The following is a 17,207-nucleotide window of genomic DNA, read 5'->3' on the forward strand; positions in this document are numbered from 1 at the left end:
ACCGCATTGTCTGATTTTGGGACCGCTTCGCGCTCCAGCGCAGGCGGTGCGACGACTCGACAAGCCTGCTCACTACAAAAAGCGGCTGTGACGGCAAGATCACACGACCATTTCACAGCCGTGAAAGCTTGTGCGTTGTTGCCAATTCCCGCGATTTCACGCCCCGCCAGCCCCTAATATCCAGTACTCGTGCGCCCACAAACCACACCACCATGGACTGGACAATGATCAATCGCCCCGACAAAGCCGCCTCACCGCGCGTAGGTGAAACCAAAGCACCGGAACGTCTCTTCGATGCACTGCTCAACAAGGCCAAGACCTTGGCGGCCGCCGGGGCGGGCGATAAGACCTTCAGCCCTCCCAAAGTGCTCGCCGCACATTCGGGCGAGGGCTTGAAGAAACCGTCCGAGATCAAGCCCGACGACTACAAGGAGGTCACCGCCCTGCCCGCCAAGCTGGAGATCGACAAACTCAAGGTGGTGTCCGAGGACAAAGACGCCGGGGTCATCTACTTCGAGCAGGACGGCAACAAGTTCAAGATCACCCGCGAAGGCGCAGAAAAAGTCCAGGAAGGCTTCGACACCCTCAAGGGCCTGCACTTCGGCCATGCGGTGGCGCCGGTCAACCAGGGCGGGCCGGACGAAGGCACGCCGCTCTACGACCTGCTGCACACCCTCGCCGAAACCGAAGGCACGCCCGCCGGCAAGGCGATTCGCGAAGCCTTGGGCAATCCCGATCAGCAACTGCTGCGTGAAGACGACCCCACCGTGCGTCTGGCCAACATCAAGTCGGTGGGCGAAGCCAAGGACGGCGTGGTCAAGGTCGAAATGGCCAGCGGCCAGACCCTGGTTGTTTCCGAGGCACTCACCCCCGAAGCCTTCGCCAGCTTCAACCAGGCCGGCGTCACCCAGGAAGCCCTCGCCGACGGCAAGGCCAAGGGGTACGAAGCAGTCACCAGCCTGCCCGGCGACCTGGATTTCAGCCAGCTGAAAGTCGTGTCCGAAGACCCCAAGTCCGGGGTGATCCTGTTCGAGCACCAGGGCAAGAAATACATGATTGCCCAGTCCGAAGCCGCCCTGCCGCAGCCCGGCGCCGACCTCAGCAACCCCAACCCCAACGCCGGCAGCAGCCTCTACAACTTCCTCCACGCCGTGCACAAAAGTGAAGGCAGCCAGGCATTCGACTACATCAAGAACGCCCAGTCCCTGCCGGGCCAGGAACTGCTGCGCAAGGACGAAGCCAACCTCAAGCTGAGTGATATCAGCAAGGTCGATGCACCGATGGACGGCATCCTGGTGGTCAACCAGGCCGACGGCAAATTGCTGGTGGTGTCCAAGGACATCACCCCCGAAGCCTTCGCCGCCTACACCACCAAGGGCCAGAGCCTGGCCGGGATCGAAAAGGCCAAGGGCGAAGGCTACAGCCTGGCCGGGCCGGACGCTTACCTGTCGTCCACCGAAGACATCATGAGCGTCGGCGGCGCAGGCGATTACGGCCCCGGCCTGATCGCCTTCACCCAGCACAAACCGGGCGGCGCCGAAGAAAAAATCATCGTCAGCGAAGACACCAACCCGCAGATGTTCGAGCAGATTTCCGGCTACCGCACCGACATCGCCCAGCAGGTCACCGATGTCGACAAGCTGCGCGCCGACAACGGCTTGCCGCCGCTCAAGGACGTTTCGGTGGACAACCTCGCCACCACCGAAAAGGATGAAAGCGGCAACCCGCTGTCGGTGCAGGACCTGTCCATGAAAACCCTGGTGGACAGCTACCGCGCCGGGGTCAAGGACGGCAGCATCGGCAAGGACGACCCCCGCGCCAAATTCCTGCGCGCGGTGGAAGCCAAGAGCATGGCCGACAACGGCATGTCGATCATTCCCGAACACGGGTTCGGCAACCAGGGCATCGCCACCACGCCGATCGACGTCACGTCGCGGGATGTGCGCGACAACATCTTCGACACCAAGTCCATCGACAAGACCATCGGCGAACTGCTCGGCGACTCGACCATCCAGGCGGATATCAAGGCCAACCATGATGCGGCCCTGGGCAAGGTCGACGGCGGCCAGGCCAAGGTCGATGAAACCCGCCAGAAGCTGGTCGACAGCACCTCGTCGGAGAACTTCACCAAATACATCAAGGCCTTGCAGGACGACGGCAAGACCGAACTGGCCACCCAGGAAATCCAGACCGCCTACACCGCCCTGGCCGACATGGACCCGGCCAAGGCCGATAACTTCCTGCAAAACCTGCAGATCGACGGCTACACCGATGCCGTCGAAAAGCTGATGGATGACCCGAGCAAGATCAGCGACGACAACACCGCCCTGGCCACCCAGGACAACACCCTGGCGATTCTGTCGATGCTCAAGGGCAGCGCCGACGGCCTGCCGCGCCAGGCGCTGGGGGTGTATTCCAAGTTCGTCGACCAGTTGCTCAAGGACAAGAACGCCGCCGCCGACTTCGGCAAGGCGATGATTTCCCTGGGCGATACCTGGCAGAAAAACGGCGTGATCAGCTTCAGCGACATCGAACACGCCGTGAGCAAGGAGATCATGCCCAACCTCAGCGAAGAGAACCGCAGCTCGTTCGTGAAGAACCTGAGTTTCCTCAAGGACAACGGCGTACTCGGTTCGGTCGGCGGCGCCATCGGCATGGGGCGTATCGTGTATCAACTGGCGGGCCAGGGCGGCAAGCTGGCGGACACCCCGATGAAGCGCCTCGGGATCGCCAACGACTTCCTCGGTTTCCTCGGCACCGGTTCGCACTTCGCGACCCTGGGCCTGAAGGTCTACGACAAGCTGCGCGGCACCAACGCCTACAAGCTGATGGGCTTCGACCGCTCGCTGCCCGACCTGTGGGCCAAGCCCGGCGAGGGCTACCACGCGCTGCCCAAGGATGCCGAGGCGGTGCAGAAGAAGTACTTCGAGATCGTCGACCAGGCCATGGACGACGGCAAGGACGTGGGCAAGGTGCTCAACAGCGGCGGCTGGAGCGACGAAGGCGCGAAAAAGGTCCAGGAAGGTATCGAAAAAGGCATCGCCAGCCGGGGCGGCGTGGCCGGCGCCGGGTTTGGCGCCAAGTTCGCCAGCAGCGCGATCAAGGTGATCGGCATGGCCACCGACGTGGCCGGCGGCGTGATCAGCGTGGTCCAGGCGGCGTTTACGTTACGTGACGGCGTGCGCGAAAAAGACCCGGTGAAAATCGCCTCGGGCTCGCTGTCCATGGCCGGCGGCGTCAGCAGCCTGGTGGCAGCGGGCGGCGGCGTGCTGACCACCCTCGGTGTTACCGGGCGCATCATCCCGTTCCTGGGCCCGGTGGGTTTCCTGATCTCCGGTGCGCTGTCGTTTGTCGGCGCGATCCTCAGCACCGTGCAATCACACAAGCTGCACAAGATCTCGATGCAGAACTGGAACCAGATCCAGGACTTCAAGCAGGACGGCCTGCTCAAGCCCAACGGCGACGAAGCGTACGTGTGGCTGCAAACCTACCTGTCCGACTGGGGCCAGCGCGATGCGCCGACGGACCAGAGCATCTTCGACTTCCGCAAGGAAGAATGGGACGCGCGCTCGAGCATTCGCGGCGGCGACCATCGGCGCGACCACCCGGACTACATCGGCGACGGCAACAACCGCAATTCCGAGGACTACAAGTATTCGCTCAAACCGTCGGAGTGGACCAACGACAACCACGACATCATCTGGCGGGTCGGCGACGGCTACGGCGGCCCCTATCACGATGTCGACAACGGTTGACCCCACTCGCCCTCCCTTCTCCCTTCCCGCAACAACGCTCTGGCCCGGTCATTCCGGGCCGAGTTTCAACTAAGCGCGCTCTAAGCGCATAACTAATTTTTTATTTTTGAACCATTTCTCTTTAAGTAGTCAAAGCGTGCAAGTATCATGATTATTGCAACGTATGGAATGACTCATTGGATCCATATTTATTAACCTACAACTAATTGGATCCACTATTGCCTGCGTTTCACTTCACGGTCCGAAGACAATTAAAGCAATAAGCTTATAAATCTTTTGATCGTGTAAACACCCTATCTGGAAAGAGACTGTTCACCCACATTGGTTGGGAGACTTGTCTGTGAGTGCGTGAGGGATCACAGGTGTTAATTGGCTGAACCATCCTGGTTTGTTCCCTTTTTTGAAGAGAGACTTCTATGCAAAACCTGAAAAAAATAATGTTCGCCTCCCTGTTGAGCCTGGCCGCCTTTGGTGCCAGCGCCAACGACCTGCTGAAAGGCAAGACCCTCGAAGTCGCCGTTTCGCCCAACTCCCCGCCCATGCTGTTCAAGGATCAGAGCGGCAAGCTGCAAGGCGTTGACCTGGAAATCTTCAACGGCTACTGCAAGTCCCGCGGGTGCACCATCAAGACCACCGAATACGACTGGGACGGCATGCTCGGCGCGGTTGCCAGCAAGCAGGCGGACCTGGCGTTCTCGGGTATTTCGATCACCGACAAGCGCAAGAAAGTCATGGACTTCTCGGCGCCATATTATGAAAACTCGTTCAACCTGGTGAGCCTGGCGTCCAAGAAACTGACCCTGACTGACCTGGCGCAGTTGAAAAAATACAGCATCGGTTACCCACGCGGCATGGCCTATGCCGACTTGATCAAGACCGATCTGGAACCCAAGGGTCTTTACAAAGTGGCCGATGCCAAGTTGTACCCTTCTTATAACGAAGTGATCACTGACCTGCAAAACGGCAACCTGGATCTTGCGTTTATCGAAGAGCCGGTGTACGACAACTACAAGTTCCACCAGAAGTTGCCGATCGCCGTCACTTATTCTTTCAAGGGCGTTGACCATCTCGGTTTTGCCTTCCAGCAAGGTTCGCCGATCCGTGCGGACTTCGATGCTTACTTGAAAGAACTGGGCCCACAGAAGTTGGCCGCCATCATGGACAAGTGGTTGAAGTCGTAACGGATGTTTGACCGTCAGTTCTTCGATGTCATAGGGCTGTTGTTGCACGGTGTCGTGGCCACGTTCTATATCACGCTGTCGTGCTTCATCACCGCCTTCACATTGGGGTTGGGAGTCGCCGTTTTACGGCGGCTTTCCGGCCATCGTACGGGTGCAGTTCTGAGTGCCGCCGTGTTCATCGTTCGTTCGATTCCGGTGCTGGTGCTGCTCTTCCTCGTCTATTTCGGCCTGCCGAGCCTGGGCATTCGCCCTTCGCCCATGGTGGCCATGAACCTCAGCCTGGGCGTCATTGGCGGGGCCTACCTCTCGGAAGTCTTTCGCGGTGCCCTGGCCTCGGTCGACCCCAATGAACGGGCGGCAGCGCAGGCGATGGGCTTCAGTGACCGCCAGGTGGTGTTTTACATCGAGCTGCCGCAGATGCTGCGTTTTTCCGTACCGGGCGTGATGAATGAACTGACCGCCGTCCTGAAAAACACACCGTTCGCCTACACCGTCGGTTTCACCGAGATCCTCGGGCAGGCCAAGGCCCTCACCGCCTCCACGTCGCTGGGCGTGAACATCTACCTGGCCGCAGGCCTCATGTACTTTTGCATCTACTCGATCTTCGCCCTGGCGCTGCGCAGGCTGCAGCGCCGGTTTGCCGATCAGTGATACCCGGAATAACGCCATGTCGATCCTGCAAATCAATAACCTGATGAAAGCCTTCGTCGATCATGTCGTGCTCAAGGGCATCGACCTGACGGTCAACGCCGGAGACACCCTGGTGATCATGGGGCCTTCTGGCTGTGGCAAAACCACCTTGATCCGTTGCATGAACCTGCTGGAGCGACCCGATTCCGGGACGATCCGGTTCCACGGCGATGACATGCTCAGCCCGCAGCTGGATATCCGCGCGCTGCGCAAGCACATCGGCTTCGTCTTTCAGAATTTTGCGCTGTACCGCCACCTGAGCGTGCTGGACAACATCACCCTGGGCCTGCGCAAGCTCCAGGGCAAAAGCCGTGAAGAAGCGCGGGCACTGGCGCTGCAAGAGCTGGACTACTTTGACATGGCCGCCCATGCCAAGAAGTTTCCCGCCCAACTGTCCGGTGGGCAGAAGCAGCGGGTCGCGCTGGCAAGAACCCTGGTGATGCAGCCTGAAATCGTCATTCTGGACGAGCCCACCTCGGCCCTGGACCCCCTGATGAGCCAGGAAGTCGCGTTGCTGATCAAGAAGCTCGAAGCGCGCCGGATCACCACGGTGTGCGTGACCCACGATATCGCCTTTGCCGATCAGATCAGCCAGAACGTGGTGTTCATGTACGCCGGCAAAATCGTCGCCCAGGGGCCGGTGGCCCAATTGGCCTTGCAGTCGGATATCCCCGAAGTCGCCTGGTTCTTTGGGAAGAAACGTCATGCTTGAGCGCTGGTTGAGTTTTTACCAGGACTTCCTCGACCAGTGGCCACTGATCGCGTCGGGCATTCTGGCCACGGTCAAATTGACGCTTACCGTCTCGATGACCAGCTTTGCCCTGGGTGTGCTGGTGTTCTTCCTCAGTCTGAGCAAACGCTCAGGGGTGGCCCGAAGTATCGAGGCATACAAGTCGTTTTTCATCGGCACGCCGCTGATCTGCATCATCTACATCCTGTACTACGGCCTGCCGGCCCTGGGGATCCGGCTCAGTCCGTTCGAAGTGATGGTCATCGGTTTTACCGCGAATGTGGCCGCCTATAACGCGGCGTATCTGCTGACGGCCTACAACGGCCTGGACAAGAGCCAACTGGAAGCGGCCACCGCGCAAGGTTTCAGCGAGGGCCAGATCTACACGAACCTTATCCTGCCCCAGGTATTGCGCACCTCGATTCCCGCGCTGACCAACCAGGTGATCTACAACCTCAAAGACAGCTCCATCGCGTTCCTGGTGCAATACCCGGAATTTTTCGCACGCATGCAGGAGTTGGCCGGTGGCAACTTCGAGTTCTTCAAAACCTATACGCTGACGGCGCTGTTCTACGTGGTATTGGCGTCGGCGGTGTTTATGCTGTCCAGGGCCCTGGAACGGCGCAATGCGCGGCTGGCCTGGCACTGATCAGATAAGGCGCGCCGCCACCAGCCAGTCCGCCACGGCCTGGAACGACGCGTCAGGCACCGGATCGCCCGGCACGGTCTTGCGGTAGATATCCGCGGCCAGCGCCTTGTCCGGCGCATGGGGAATGCCCAGGTCGTAGGCTTCCTGCAGCATCAGCAACGCTTCCTCAGGCGATGCGCGGCACACCACCACCGGCACCGGCGTTTCGCCGCGCACATAACGCACGCCGATCACGCACCCGTCGGTGGTGCCGATCATCATCGACGCCCGGTTCAACCCCAGCTTGGTGGCCAGGGCCTGCATTTCGTTGCGCTGGCGCCGACGCTCGCTCTTGATCAGCGGGTCGCCGTCGATGTCCTTGCGTTCGCGCTTGGTTTCGCTGCGGGTCATTTTCATGTCGCGACCGAACAGCCAGCGCTGCATCATCACGTCCACCCCGCCCACCAGGATGAATGCGCAGAGCACGGTGAACACCAGCGGCTTGAGCACCAGGAAGAACGTCGACTCCATGCACTCCGCCCCACAGCGCGACGACTCCATCAACGCCTGCAACGCATGCTTGCCCACCACGTAGAACGCCACCGCCAGCACGTGCACCTTGATCAGGCCCTTGATGAACTCCACCAGGTTGCGCAGGGCGAAGATCTTCTTCATGCCCTCGGCCGGGTTGATCCGCTTGAACTCGGGCTTGATCGGGTCCACCGAAAACACGAACCCGCGCATGGTGATGATGTTGGTCAGGATCACCACGCCGGTGGTCACCGCCATCACCGGCAGGGTAATGCTGATGACCAGCTGTTCGGCATGGTCGAGCACCCGGGGCCACACGGTGGCGAAGGGTTGCACGTAGATCTGCGCCGTGAGGTCGATCAGCGCCGTGACCTGGGCCTTGGCCCGGGGCGCAAGGATGGAAATGCACAGGGTGCAGAACAGAATGACCATGCCCGACACCAGGTCCTGGCTCTTGGCAACCTGGCCTTTCTTGCGCGCGTCCTGGAGTTTCTTGTCCGTGGCCGGCTGGGATTTCTCTTCACTGGTATCGGCCATCGGCTACTCCATGCCCGACAGGGTCTTGAGCAGTTCGACCGTGCCGCGGAACTCCGCCAGCTGGTCCAGCATCAACGGGATCAGGAAGCCGATGTAGATCACCATCAGGATCGAGAAAAACAGGTTTTTCACCGGCAGCGACAAGTCGAAGATGTGCAGGTTCGGCGCCATCCGCGACAGGTACGCCAGCATCAGGTCGGTGATCAGCAACGAGATCAGCAACGGGGAAACCATCAGCACGCCCACGCGCATGATCTGGTCGAGGATCGACAGCACCGCCAACAGCGCCGAGCTTGCAAAGACCGGGGTGAATGAGGTCACCGGCCACAACTGGTAGCTGTGGTAGTAACCGTCGACCATCAGGATAAACCCGCCGGACATGAAGAACAGCGTGATCAGCATCACGGTGAGCAGGGTCGCCATCACGCTGGACTCCCCGGACGACAACGGGTCCACCAACTGCGCCATGGTCGAGCCGCGTTGCAGGTCGATCAACTCCCCCGCCACCTCGGCGGCCCAGAACGGAATGCCGAACAGCAGCCCGATCAAAATGCCGATCAGGAACTCCTTGATCAGCAAGCCGGCGATGAACACGCTGCCGTGTTCGGGCATGGCGGTGAGCGCCTCGAACACCGGGAAAAACATCGGGATCGAAATCGCCACGGCCACACAACCACGGATCATCCCGGTGAGCCCCAGGCGGTTGAACGCCGGGGTGATCACCACCACGCCCATGGCCCGGCACGCGGCGAGCGAAGCGGAACTGATCACCGGGTAGGCGACCTCCAGAAACTGCGCGGTAAGGCTGGCATCCATGGGCGGTCAGCGCGTCCACATCGGGAAGTTGTCCAGCACCTGGCCGCCCAGTTCCGCCACCTGCCCGGCCAGCACCGGGCCGAGGAACACGATGGTCAACAGCACGCCCACCAGCTTCACCACCTGGGGCAGCGTCTGGTCCTGGATCTGCGTCAGCGCCTGGAACAGCCCCACGCTCAAGCCCACGATAATCGCCACCCCCAGCGCCGGCGCCGAGAGCATCAGCACCGTCATCAGCGCCTGTTTCATCAACGACAAAAATACATCCTGGCCCATGGGTCGTGCCTCAGCCGTAACTCAGAATCAAACCGTGCATCAAGCGCGACCAGCCACTCAGCGACACGAACAAAAAGATCTTCAGCGGGATGGAAATCAGGTTCGGCGAGACCATCGACATGCCCATGGCCATCAGTACGTTGGACACCAGCAAATCCACCACCAGGAACGGGATATACAGCAGGAAGCCAATCTCGAACGCCCGGGTCAGTTCCGAGCTGACGAACGCCGGCACCAGTACCACCAGGTCATCGTCACGCAGGTCGGCACGGGCTTCCGGCGACCAGATGGTCTCGGTGGCCTGCACGAAAAAGCCGCGCTCGGACTCGTTGGCGAACCGCGCCAGGTGCGCCTGCAACGGCGGGCGCAAGGCGTCGCCCAAGTCCTTGAGTTGCTCCACATGCTCGATATTGAGGTCGCGGCCCTCCACTTGCCGATACATGTCGCCGATCAACGGCGTGGTGACATACACCGACAGAATCAGCGCGATGCCGTACAGCACCAGGTTCGGCGGGGTCTGCTGCACCCCGAGGGCGTTGCGGATCAGGAACAGCACCACCGAAATCTTCATGAAACCGGTAAGTGTCACCACCGCCAACGGGATCAGCCCGATCGTCGCGACGACCAGGATGATCTCGATCAGGTTCGGCTGATAACCGGTCATGGGGTGGCGAAACTCAGCAGGCGCACACCCAGGCCATCGCCGATTTTCACCAGTTGGCCCTGGCCGACGCGGCGTCCGTTGACCATCAGGTCGACGTTGTCCACACCGGGGGTATTGAGCTGCAACAGGCTGCCCGCCCCCAGTTCGCGCAACTGCGCCAGGGTCAGTTCCAGGCTGCCCACCTGGCACACCAGTTTGAGCGGCAAGTCATCCAGGGCCGCAGCCGCATCAACGTCAGTCATTGTGTTCTCCATGTCCAAAAGGGGCGCTTTCAATTCTTCCTGTACGCGCAAGACCTCACCCTGGAACTGGCAACGGGCTTGCAACCGCCCGTCCAGGTCCAGCAGCGGGCCCGGGCCTTGTTCCAGCATCAGCACATCACCGGGTCGCAGGCTGCGCAGTTCGCCGAGGCTCAGCCACTGGCGCCCCGCGATCACCGTCACGGTCTGGCGCAGCGTCGGCAACGGGTCGGGATCCAGCGTGGTGTGTTGCTCCAGCAGTTGCGCCACCAGCACCGCAGCGCCTTCGCTCAAGTCCAGTTGCGCGCCCATGGCCGACTCATCGCCGAAGCTCAGCGACAGCGACAGATGCACGGCAAACGGGCGCTGCTCAAGGCCTTCGGTGGCTTCCAGCACTTGCACCGGATGGCCGAGCAAAGGCTCCAGGGTCTCGATCAGGTCGAGCACCGCCAGTTCCAGCAACAGCGAGCGCGGCAGCGACGGCAGTGTTTGCGCATCGAATGGCAACGCCAGGGGCGCCAGTACCTGCTCCAGCGCCGCCGGCGACAAACGCAGACGTACCGGCGCGCGGCCGAGCAACAGCAGCACATCACGGGGAGCGTTGAGCGGCTGCGGCTCGGTCGCCCAGCTCACCCGCACCGCCTGCCCGGCGCAACGCCCCTGCCAGGCATGGCGGCGCCGGTGCAACTGGTTATGCAGGCTCAGCAGCGCCGGGTCGTACTGGGTCAGCCACGGCGACAACGGGTCGGCAAGGGCCGCGATCATGTGCCGACGCCTTGCCCGAGGCGGGCCTGGGGTTCACCTTCGTCCCGCAACTCGCCCACGCGGCGCTCATGGTACTCACGCCCATCCAGCAGACTTTGCCAGGCGTCGGACTGACGCTGGCGGCTCAGGCGCTCCTGACGGAACAGGTCACGCTCGCGCTCCTGGCTTTCCAGGGTGGTGGACACATGGGTCACGTCGTTTTCCAGCTGCTCCTGGTCGTCGGACAAACCGCGCAGACGGTCCTGGGCCGCTTGCCAACTGGCCACCGACAAGCCTTCGGTGAGGGACGCATAAATCTGCCGGGCTTCTTCGGCAATCGCTTCACGGTGCAGGCGCAGTTGCTCCTTGGCGTCGTTCAGCACGCCGTGGGTCTGCTCGCAGCGTTGCTGTTGCGCGGCCAGCTGGCTGGCGGCGCGCTGTTCACGCAACACCCGCAGGGTCTGCAGGGTGCGCAGTTGATCGGTTTTCATCGGGCAGTCTCCCTCTTCATGCCAAAACGAATCGTTGTTGTATGGCCCGGACATTGGGGTGAGCGGGCTTGTCTCATGCCAACACCTGGCGCATGCGGATCAGCGTCTGTTCCAGGTTGCTGGGTTCGTCGGCGTTCTGGCGCAGGAACGCTTCGATCGCGTTGTGACGGGTGATGGCCTCGTCTGCCAGGGGGTCGCTGCCGGCGGAGTATTCACCCACGCGGATCAGCATTTCGATCTCGCCGTAACGCGCCATCAGTTCACGAATGCGCATGGCCAGGCGCTTGTGCTCCTCACCGGCAACCTGCTCCATCAGACGGCTGCGGCTGCGCAGCACGTCCACCGCCGGGAAGTAGTTGCGCTGGGCCAGTTCGGCGCTGAGGGCAATATGCCCGTCGAGAATCGAACGGGCTTCCTCGGCCACCGGATCACTGGCGGCATCGCCCTCGGTGAGCACGGTGTAGAGCGCGGTGATGCTGCCCGAAGGGCCAGGTCCTGCGCGCTCCAACAGACGCGGCAGCGCCGAGAAGAACGACGGCGGATAACCGCGACGGGTCGGCGGCTCGCCCACCGCCAGGCCGATTTCACGCTGCGCGCGGGCGAAGCGGGTCAGGCTGTCCATCAACAGCAGCACGTTGCGGCCCTGGTCACGGTGATACTCGGCCAGGGTGGTGGCGACGAACGCCGCGCGCACCCGTTCGGCCGCCGGACGGTCCGAGGTGGCGACCACCGCCACCGTGCGGGCACGGGCCTGGGCGTCCAGTTGCACGTCGAGCAGTTCACGCACTTCGCGGCCCCGCTCGCCGATCAGGCCGATCACGATCACATCGGCTTCACTGTTGCGAATGATGCTGGCGAGCAACGACGATTTGCCCACCCCCGGCTCACCGAAGATGCCCATGCGCTGGCCCTGGGCCAGGGTCAGCAAACCGTCGATGGACCGAATGCCCAGGGCCATTGAGCGCACGATCAGTTGCCGCGAGAACGGTGCCGGCGGTTCGGCGTGCAACGGGTAATGCTGCAAGGCCAGGGTCGGCGGAACACCATCGCCGTCGAGGAAATCGCCCATGGGGCTGATCACCCGGCCCAGTTGCGCGTCGCCGACGGCGACCCCGAGGGTTTCGCCGGTGGCGGTGATTTGCGTGCGCGTCGACAGGCCCTCCATGGAGCCGATGGGCGACAGAATCGCCTCGTCGCCATCGAACCCGATCACTTCGGCACTCAGGCTGCGGCCACTGCCCGGGTCGCGCAGTTGGCACAGTTCGCCGATGCTCGCACCGGCCACGCTGGCGCGCAGCAGCACACCGCGAATACTCAGCACGGTGCCGTGCATGGGCCGCAAGCGGGCCTGGGCCAGGCGCTCGTGCAGGCGGGGCAGCAACTGTTCGAGGGCGACGCTCATGCCACGCCCTCCTCGGCGAACGGCAGCAAGCTGCGACGCAGGTTTTGCAGTTGCGCCTCCAGGCCCAGTTCCACGGAACCGGCCGGGCTGTTGAGGCGTGCCTGGCCGGCGCTCAGTTGCTCATCGGCGTCCACCGCAATGGCCAAACCTTCGAGCTTGAGGCGTTGCCGCAGGGCGTCGACGTCGGCGGGCGGCACCCATAACGTCAACGCCTGATCCTGGCGAAACGCGCTCAGGGCCTGACGGGTGCAACGCACCACCCGGTCGGCGTTGTCCAGTTCACCCAGCACTTCGCGCACGATGCCCAGGGCCAGATCCGCCAGGGACGCCTCCAGGCCGCTCAGGTAATGCTGTACTTGGGATTGGGTCTGCAACAGCAGTTGCGCCACCTGTTCGGCGCCTTCCTGGCGGGCACTTTCAAACCCTTCGGCGCGGGCGGTCTCCAGCCACTGATCGCTGTCGGCCTTGACCTGTTCGGCGCGGGCCTTGGCCGCCTGCAAAAAGGCGAACCCGTCGGTCCATAGAGCCGCTTCTTCGGCCCGCAGGATGCGCGCGGTGGGACGGCTCGGCAATTCACTCATCGGGTGCTCACTCACGGGGCAATCTCCTCGGCGAACAGGCAGGCGGCGGCGGCCTGGACGATTTCCAGGTCACGCGGCAGCCGGGTGCTGTGGCCCTCGGGGAAGACAAAGCGCAAGCGCAACCAGCCTTGGAAGTCGGCGTGCTGGGCGTGCAACCAGGCCGCCACGCAGCCATGGCCGTCACGGTCGATGGCTTCGATCAGTTCCGCCGGTTCACGCAGCAGGTCGGCGGCGCCGCCCAGCTGACGCAACGCCAGGGCTTGGCTGAACACTTCAGTGCCAAGCCCTGCGCGCAGTTCGTTGACCACCTCGCGGCGGATCTCACGGCTCAAGGTCGCGCCGTGCCAGATGGCACCGCACAACCTTGGCAGGCGGGCAAATTGCGCCGATGTCAGCAACAGCACCGGCAAGTCGGCCGCCGCCGGCGTCACCAACTGTTCCAGCGGCGCCAATTGGTAATGGCTGACCAGCAACTGTTCCAGGCGCTGGCGAAAACGCGGCTGGCCCTGCAACACACTCAACACCTCTTCAGGCATGTCTTCGGCAAAACACGCGCCCAGGCCAGGCCCACGCACAAATTGCAGCGGCTCGGTAATCAGCTCCCGCCAGCGTTCGATCAAGCTCATTCACCCTCCTTGAGTACGTACAACGCCTGGGACTGGCGCCGCGCCCAATGCTGGCGCGCCAGAACACCCAGGGCGCCGAGGGCGATCAGCAGCAAGCCGCCGAACAGGATCCGCGCCTGGGCCAGGTTGTCTTCCAGCAGCCACAGCCCCATGAACCGCGCCAGGCGCGGTTGCGCCGGGTTCTGGCTGATGGCCACGGCGGCCTTGATCGCGGTCACCGACACCCCTTCGTAGCTCAGGCCGGAGATACCGTTGGCCACCAGGGTCTTGATCTGCGGGATCAGCGTGTTGATGTCGGTGCCCGGGTCATAGCGCACCAGCACCGAAGCCGACGACGGCGAAATCACGCGCTTGAGCAAGTCGTTGTCCGGCAGCACCACGTGCACGCGGGCGGCGACGATGCCGTCGATCTGCGACACCGAGTGGGACAGCTCTTCGCTCAGGGCATAGATCATCTGCGCCCGTTCCTGCACCGGTGACGACACCAGGCCGTTGCCCTTGAACACGTCGCCCATGTTGGAAAAGCTCTGTTGCGGCAGGCCGGCGTTGTCGAGCAGGGTCATGGCCTCGGCAAAACGTGACTCGTCGACCACCACCTTGAGCTGGCCGTTGTCCTGGGCCTTGCGTTCCGCCGGGATGCCGCCGCGCAGCAGCACCGCGACCATGGCGTTGGCATCGCGCTCGCTGAGGTTGGTATAGAGGTCGGTGTTGCAGGCCTGCAACAGGCTGGCGAGCAGGCCGATCAGCAACAGGCGCAGAGCGCGGTTTGGGCTTGGCATGGCGTCATTGACCCTTGAGCAGCGTGTTGGCGGACCCGGAAATCTGCGTCGCACCGCGCACCACCATCTGGGTTTCGATGGAGTAGTCGAACATCTTGCCCAGGGAGTGGACGATCTGGTCGACCTGTTGTTCGCCGACTTTTTTCCCGCCCTCGCCTTGAGGCGTGGCGCTGGCCGTGCGGATCTCCGCCGAGGCCGGTGGGGGCGCCGAAGGGTTGTTGGTGAGCAGGTCGGCGCGCTCGGAAAAGGTGCGGGAGCGGTCGATAAAACTGTTCAGGCGCTCCATCAGGCCGGAGCCGATCTGATGCGGGCTCGCGCCCTCGGGCATGCCCTTGGCGGTGTTGGCCATGTGCTCGAACAGGTTCTGCGAGGCCCCGGCGGGCCCCGCGCCAGCGGACGGCGGGAGGGCCGTGGCGCCAGCAGCGAGACTGATAGTCATAGGGTATTCCTACTCTTCGCCGTCATCGGACATCGCGTCGTTCAGCAGTTCCTGCATCTTCGGCATGATGATGAACTGGCCACCAATGGTGACGGCCTGGGTGATCAACGCATCGGTGAACGCCGGGTCATCGGCTTCGTTGGGTTTGTCGGCGGCCTTGGCGTTATCCACCGCCGCATTGAACTTGGCTTCAGGGCTGGCGCCACCAGGGGCGAGGTTGCTGTCTACGGCCGTTACGGACATGGTGCTGCTCCTTTACTGGTTGGGGGTTTCAGTACTGACTTGCGCACCGCGGAACACCCGCACCCCACGCTCGCGCGCCACCGGGGCGGCCACGACACGGGGTTGCAGGTGATCGACGTGCTGTTGCACCAACGCCAGGTACGGCGGTGGTCCGGACACGAACACTTCATCGCCCTCGGGACCGTTGCGCATGGACAACTGCTGGCCGTACACGTCGAGGGTGTTGAGGTAGGCCTGCAACTGATCCAGGTTCAGGGCGCTGGCCTTGAACAGCTTGGTGGTGATCTCGTCGCTGGCGTTGAGGTACAGGAGGTTGCCGTCGAAGTACCAGGTCAGGCCGTTGGTGCTGCACAGCGTCTGCAGGAACTCCCCGGCGGTGGCGGCGCGAATGGTGCTGCGGGCCTTGCCGCGCACCTTGTCGGAGAGCACCAGGGGCACGTCGAGGTTGTGGCCGAACTCCTCCAGGGCACTGCGTACGTCCTGGTCCACCAGCACGTAGGCGTAGGGTTGGGAGAACCACGCCGGCTCATCGGCGGCATTGGCCAGACGCACACCGAACAGGCATAGGACAGCCATCAAAAATATGCTTACATGGCGTCCGCCTTCGCCCAACGAGTTGTGACGATGACCCAGAAATTTCTGCTCGCCAGTGCCCTGTTCCTGGCGGCCTGTTCCAGCAAACCCTCGACCGACAGTGACAAGTCCCTGCAACTGGCCAACGACCTGAGCAAACGCGGCGACTACGCCAGCGCCGCAGCGTTGTACGAACGAGCGGCCCAGCAACCGGGCGCGGGCATCGAGCTGTGGCTCAAGCTGGGCCAGGCCAGGCTCGGCGCCAAGGATGCGCTGGGCGCCGAACGCGCCTTCCAGCAAGCCCTGGGGTTCGACACGCGTAACGCCGAAGCCCTGCTCGGCCTGGGCACCGCGCAGTTGCAACTGGGCAAGAGCCAGCGCGCGGTCACCTCGCTGGCCCAGGCCGCCGAGGCCAGCCACCTGCCGGTGGCGTACACCCGGCTGGGTATCGCCAATGTCCTCAATGGCCAGGCCGCTGCGGCCCAGACCGCCTTCGCCAAGAGCCTGAGCCTGACCCCCGACGACCTCGACAGCCGCTGCAACCTCGCCCTGGCCTACGCCCTGGGCGGGCAGTCGCAACAGGCCCTGGACACCATCACCCCGGTGTCCCGCTCGCCCCGCGCCCTGCCCCGCCACCAGCGCAACGAGCTGCTGGTGATGGTGCTGGCCGGTTACGAACAACGCATCGCCAGCCTGCCCCTGGACGACATCCCCGCCGCCGAGCGCGAGCGCCTGGTGGCCGAAGCGAAGCGCATCAAGGCGATCAGTGATCCGGTGGCGCAGGCGCGTGAGTTGGGGTTGGTCGATCCGCGTTGAGTTTGTCGCGCATCTGAGCGGTGCTTCTGGGCTGAACCGCTCAGCACAAGTGCTTTTTTGCTCAGCCGTTTGAGGCTTCATTGCTCACCCCCCGGCGCGCCGGCCTTGGCTTCCTGCTGGTCCTTGCGCCGCTGCAATTGCTCGCGGTCGAAGCCTTCGATGTACACCTGGGCGGCGCGGCCTACCGGGGCGGCCATCACCGGGCCGGTTGCACGGCCCTGGGTCAGGTCTTGGCGGCGCTCCACCATCTGCATCAGGTTCAGGTTGTTCGCACAGCCCAGCGCCAGGGTCGGCTTGAAGTCTTCGCCCAGGCCGATGGTGTCCGTCGCCGGCGGTTGCTGACACTGGGTCGGCACACCGTCCGCACGGTATTCGGAGGAGTAATACGCCGGTGCCAGATGAGTCTGGCAACCCACCAGCGCCAGGGGCAACAGCATCAACACACGCATAACCGTCATGGCAGGCC

Annotated in this window: 20 protein-coding genes; 6 read left to right on the plus strand and 14 right to left on the minus strand. The window is 63.0% G+C overall.

What is annotated here, in order from left to right; translation table 11 throughout:
* Window positions 1-224 precede the first annotated feature (224 nt).
* The 5 genes from ACW9IB_RS20135 to ACW9IB_RS20155 all read left to right on the plus strand — a co-directional run bounded on the left by ACW9IB_RS20135 (window position 225) and on the right by ACW9IB_RS20155 (window position 7,005).
* Window positions 225-3,755, plus strand: coding sequence for a hypothetical protein (locus tag ACW9IB_RS20135; protein ID WP_457415128.1), 3,531 nt, complete (start codon window positions 225-227; stop codon window positions 3,753-3,755).
* 437 nt (window positions 3,756-4,192) lie between these two features.
* Window positions 4,193-4,936 carry a transporter substrate-binding domain-containing protein gene (locus tag ACW9IB_RS20140; protein WP_457364204.1) on the plus strand — a complete coding sequence of 248 codons (744 nt, stop codon included), beginning with the start codon at window positions 4,193-4,195 and terminating at the stop codon, window positions 4,934-4,936.
* A 3-nt stretch (window positions 4,937-4,939) separates the two neighbouring features.
* Window positions 4,940-5,587, plus strand: a complete 648-nt coding sequence (locus ACW9IB_RS20145) for an amino acid ABC transporter permease (protein WP_457364205.1) — start codon at window positions 4,940-4,942, stop codon at window positions 5,585-5,587.
* Between the two features lie 16 nt (window positions 5,588-5,603).
* Window positions 5,604-6,338, plus strand: a complete 735-nt coding sequence (locus ACW9IB_RS20150; RefSeq protein ID WP_457415129.1) for an amino acid ABC transporter ATP-binding protein — start codon at window positions 5,604-5,606, stop codon at window positions 6,336-6,338.
* Window positions 6,331-7,005, plus strand: a complete 675-nt coding sequence (locus ACW9IB_RS20155) for an amino acid ABC transporter permease (protein ID WP_457415132.1) — start codon at window positions 6,331-6,333, stop codon at window positions 7,003-7,005. Before ACW9IB_RS20150 ends, ACW9IB_RS20155 begins: the two co-directional genes overlap by 8 nt.
* Here the strand turns inward: ACW9IB_RS20155 and ACW9IB_RS20160 are convergent, their stop codons facing one another.
* From ACW9IB_RS20160 to ACW9IB_RS20220, 13 genes are all read right to left on the minus strand, one after another.
* Window positions 7,006-8,052 carry an EscU/YscU/HrcU family type III secretion system export apparatus switch protein gene (locus tag ACW9IB_RS20160; RefSeq protein WP_457364208.1) on the minus strand — a complete coding sequence of 349 codons (1,047 nt, stop codon included), beginning with the start codon at window positions 8,050-8,052 and terminating at the stop codon, window positions 7,006-7,008.
* A gap of 3 nt (window positions 8,053-8,055) precedes the next feature.
* Window positions 8,056-8,868 (minus strand): type III secretion system export apparatus subunit SctT, encoded by an 813-nt coding sequence (gene sctT, locus ACW9IB_RS20165; protein ID WP_457364209.1) that lies wholly within the window; start codon window positions 8,866-8,868, stop codon window positions 8,056-8,058.
* Window positions 8,869-8,874: 6 nt separating this feature from the next.
* Window positions 8,875-9,144: an EscS/YscS/HrcS family type III secretion system export apparatus protein gene (locus ACW9IB_RS20170; protein WP_457364210.1), complete on the minus strand. Its 270-nt coding sequence runs from the start codon at window positions 9,142-9,144 to the stop codon at window positions 8,875-8,877.
* A 10-nt stretch (window positions 9,145-9,154) separates the two neighbouring features.
* On the minus strand, window positions 9,155-9,808 hold the full coding sequence (gene sctR, locus ACW9IB_RS20175) for a type III secretion system export apparatus subunit SctR (RefSeq protein ID WP_457364211.1): 654 nt from the start codon (window positions 9,806-9,808) through the stop codon (window positions 9,155-9,157).
* On the minus strand, window positions 9,805-10,812 hold the full coding sequence (gene sctQ / locus ACW9IB_RS20180; protein ID WP_457364212.1) for a type III secretion system cytoplasmic ring protein SctQ: 1,008 nt from the start codon (window positions 10,810-10,812) through the stop codon (window positions 9,805-9,807). Before sctQ ends, sctR begins: the two co-directional genes overlap by 4 nt.
* Window positions 10,809-11,282: a hypothetical protein gene (locus tag ACW9IB_RS20185; RefSeq protein ID WP_457364213.1), complete on the minus strand. Its 474-nt coding sequence runs from the start codon at window positions 11,280-11,282 to the stop codon at window positions 10,809-10,811. The genes sctQ and ACW9IB_RS20185 overlap by 4 nt, the downstream gene beginning before the upstream one ends.
* A 73-nt stretch (window positions 11,283-11,355) precedes the next feature.
* Window positions 11,356-12,684: a FliI/YscN family ATPase gene (locus ACW9IB_RS20190; protein ID WP_457364214.1), complete on the minus strand. Its 1,329-nt coding sequence runs from the start codon at window positions 12,682-12,684 to the stop codon at window positions 11,356-11,358.
* On the minus strand, window positions 12,681-13,265 hold the full coding sequence (locus ACW9IB_RS20195) for a FliH/SctL family protein (protein WP_457364245.1): 585 nt from the start codon (window positions 13,263-13,265) through the stop codon (window positions 12,681-12,683). Before ACW9IB_RS20195 ends, ACW9IB_RS20190 begins: the two co-directional genes overlap by 4 nt.
* An 11-nt stretch (window positions 13,266-13,276) precedes the next feature.
* Window positions 13,277-13,891 (minus strand): type III secretion protein, encoded by a 615-nt coding sequence (locus tag ACW9IB_RS20200; protein ID WP_457364215.1) that lies wholly within the window; start codon window positions 13,889-13,891, stop codon window positions 13,277-13,279.
* On the minus strand, window positions 13,888-14,670 hold the full coding sequence (sctJ, locus tag ACW9IB_RS20205; RefSeq protein ID WP_457364216.1) for a type III secretion system inner membrane ring lipoprotein SctJ: 783 nt from the start codon (window positions 14,668-14,670) through the stop codon (window positions 13,888-13,890). Before sctJ ends, ACW9IB_RS20200 begins: the two co-directional genes overlap by 4 nt.
* Window positions 14,671-14,674: 4 nt before the next feature.
* Window positions 14,675-15,109, minus strand: a complete 435-nt coding sequence (locus tag ACW9IB_RS20210) for a hypothetical protein (RefSeq protein WP_457364217.1) — start codon at window positions 15,107-15,109, stop codon at window positions 14,675-14,677.
* A 9-nt stretch (window positions 15,110-15,118) separates the two neighbouring features.
* Window positions 15,119-15,352: a hypothetical protein gene (locus tag ACW9IB_RS20215; RefSeq protein ID WP_457364218.1), complete on the minus strand. Its 234-nt coding sequence runs from the start codon at window positions 15,350-15,352 to the stop codon at window positions 15,119-15,121.
* A 12-nt stretch (window positions 15,353-15,364) separates the two neighbouring features.
* Complete coding sequence (locus tag ACW9IB_RS20220; RefSeq protein ID WP_457364219.1) at window positions 15,365-15,928, minus strand: type III secretion protein; 564 nt, start codon at window positions 15,926-15,928, stop codon at window positions 15,365-15,367.
* Window positions 15,929-15,976: 48 nt separating this feature from the next.
* Here ACW9IB_RS20220 and ACW9IB_RS20225 point away from each other — a divergent pair, with 48 nt between their 5' ends.
* The gene (locus tag ACW9IB_RS20225) at window positions 15,977-16,741 is read left to right on the plus strand and encodes a tetratricopeptide repeat protein (RefSeq protein WP_457364220.1); all 765 of its coding nucleotides are present in this window, start codon (window positions 15,977-15,979) and stop codon (window positions 16,739-16,741) included.
* A 77-nt stretch (window positions 16,742-16,818) separates the two neighbouring features.
* Here ACW9IB_RS20225 and ACW9IB_RS20230 read toward each other — a convergent pair whose 3' ends face one another.
* Window positions 16,819-17,199, minus strand: coding sequence for a hypothetical protein (locus tag ACW9IB_RS20230; RefSeq protein ID WP_457364221.1), 381 nt, complete (start codon window positions 17,197-17,199; stop codon window positions 16,819-16,821).
* Window positions 17,200-17,207: the final 8 nt, after the last annotated feature.

Source organism: Pseudomonas sp. SDO524_S393 (assembly GCF_054071875.1).

Excerpts from the sequence above, each read along its gene's own strand:
- ACW9IB_RS20210 (WP_457364217.1), bottom strand. The coding sequence starts at position 15,109 with ATGACTATCAGTCTCGCTGCTGGCGCCACGGCCCTCCCGCCGTCCGCT.
- sctQ (WP_457364212.1), bottom strand. The coding sequence starts at position 10,812 with ATGATCGCGGCCCTTGCCGACCCGTTGTCGCCGTGGCTGACCCAGTAC.
- ACW9IB_RS20145 (WP_457364205.1), top strand. The coding sequence starts at position 4,940 with ATGTTTGACCGTCAGTTCTTCGATGTCATAGGGCTGTTGTTGCACGGT.
- ACW9IB_RS20220 (WP_457364219.1), bottom strand. The coding sequence starts at position 15,928 with ATGGCTGTCCTATGCCTGTTCGGTGTGCGTCTGGCCAATGCCGCCGAT.
- ACW9IB_RS20215 (WP_457364218.1), bottom strand. The coding sequence starts at position 15,352 with ATGTCCGTAACGGCCGTAGACAGCAACCTCGCCCCTGGTGGCGCCAGC.
- sctT (WP_457364209.1), bottom strand. The coding sequence starts at position 8,868 with ATGGATGCCAGCCTTACCGCGCAGTTTCTGGAGGTCGCCTACCCGGTG.
- ACW9IB_RS20200 (WP_457364215.1), bottom strand. The coding sequence starts at position 13,891 with ATGAGCTTGATCGAACGCTGGCGGGAGCTGATTACCGAGCCGCTGCAA.
- ACW9IB_RS20195 (WP_457364245.1), bottom strand. The coding sequence starts at position 13,265 with ATGAGTGAATTGCCGAGCCGTCCCACCGCGCGCATCCTGCGGGCCGAA.
- ACW9IB_RS20140 (WP_457364204.1), top strand. The coding sequence starts at position 4,193 with ATGTTCGCCTCCCTGTTGAGCCTGGCCGCCTTTGGTGCCAGCGCCAAC.
- sctR (WP_457364211.1), bottom strand. The coding sequence starts at position 9,808 with ATGACCGGTTATCAGCCGAACCTGATCGAGATCATCCTGGTCGTCGCG.
- ACW9IB_RS20225 (WP_457364220.1), top strand. The coding sequence starts at position 15,977 with ATGACCCAGAAATTTCTGCTCGCCAGTGCCCTGTTCCTGGCGGCCTGT.
- ACW9IB_RS20190 (WP_457364214.1), bottom strand. The coding sequence starts at position 12,684 with ATGAGCGTCGCCCTCGAACAGTTGCTGCCCCGCCTGCACGAGCGCCTG.
- ACW9IB_RS20185 (WP_457364213.1), bottom strand. The coding sequence starts at position 11,282 with ATGAAAACCGATCAACTGCGCACCCTGCAGACCCTGCGGGTGTTGCGT.
- ACW9IB_RS20155 (WP_457415132.1), top strand. The coding sequence starts at position 6,331 with ATGCTTGAGCGCTGGTTGAGTTTTTACCAGGACTTCCTCGACCAGTGG.
- ACW9IB_RS20135 (WP_457415128.1), top strand. The coding sequence starts at position 225 with ATGATCAATCGCCCCGACAAAGCCGCCTCACCGCGCGTAGGTGAAACC.
- sctJ (WP_457364216.1), bottom strand. The coding sequence starts at position 14,670 with ATGCCAAGCCCAAACCGCGCTCTGCGCCTGTTGCTGATCGGCCTGCTC.
- ACW9IB_RS20150 (WP_457415129.1), top strand. The coding sequence starts at position 5,604 with ATGTCGATCCTGCAAATCAATAACCTGATGAAAGCCTTCGTCGATCAT.
- ACW9IB_RS20170 (WP_457364210.1), bottom strand. The coding sequence starts at position 9,144 with ATGGGCCAGGATGTATTTTTGTCGTTGATGAAACAGGCGCTGATGACG.
- ACW9IB_RS20230 (WP_457364221.1), bottom strand. The coding sequence starts at position 17,199 with ATGACGGTTATGCGTGTGTTGATGCTGTTGCCCCTGGCGCTGGTGGGT.
- ACW9IB_RS20160 (WP_457364208.1), bottom strand. The coding sequence starts at position 8,052 with ATGGCCGATACCAGTGAAGAGAAATCCCAGCCGGCCACGGACAAGAAA.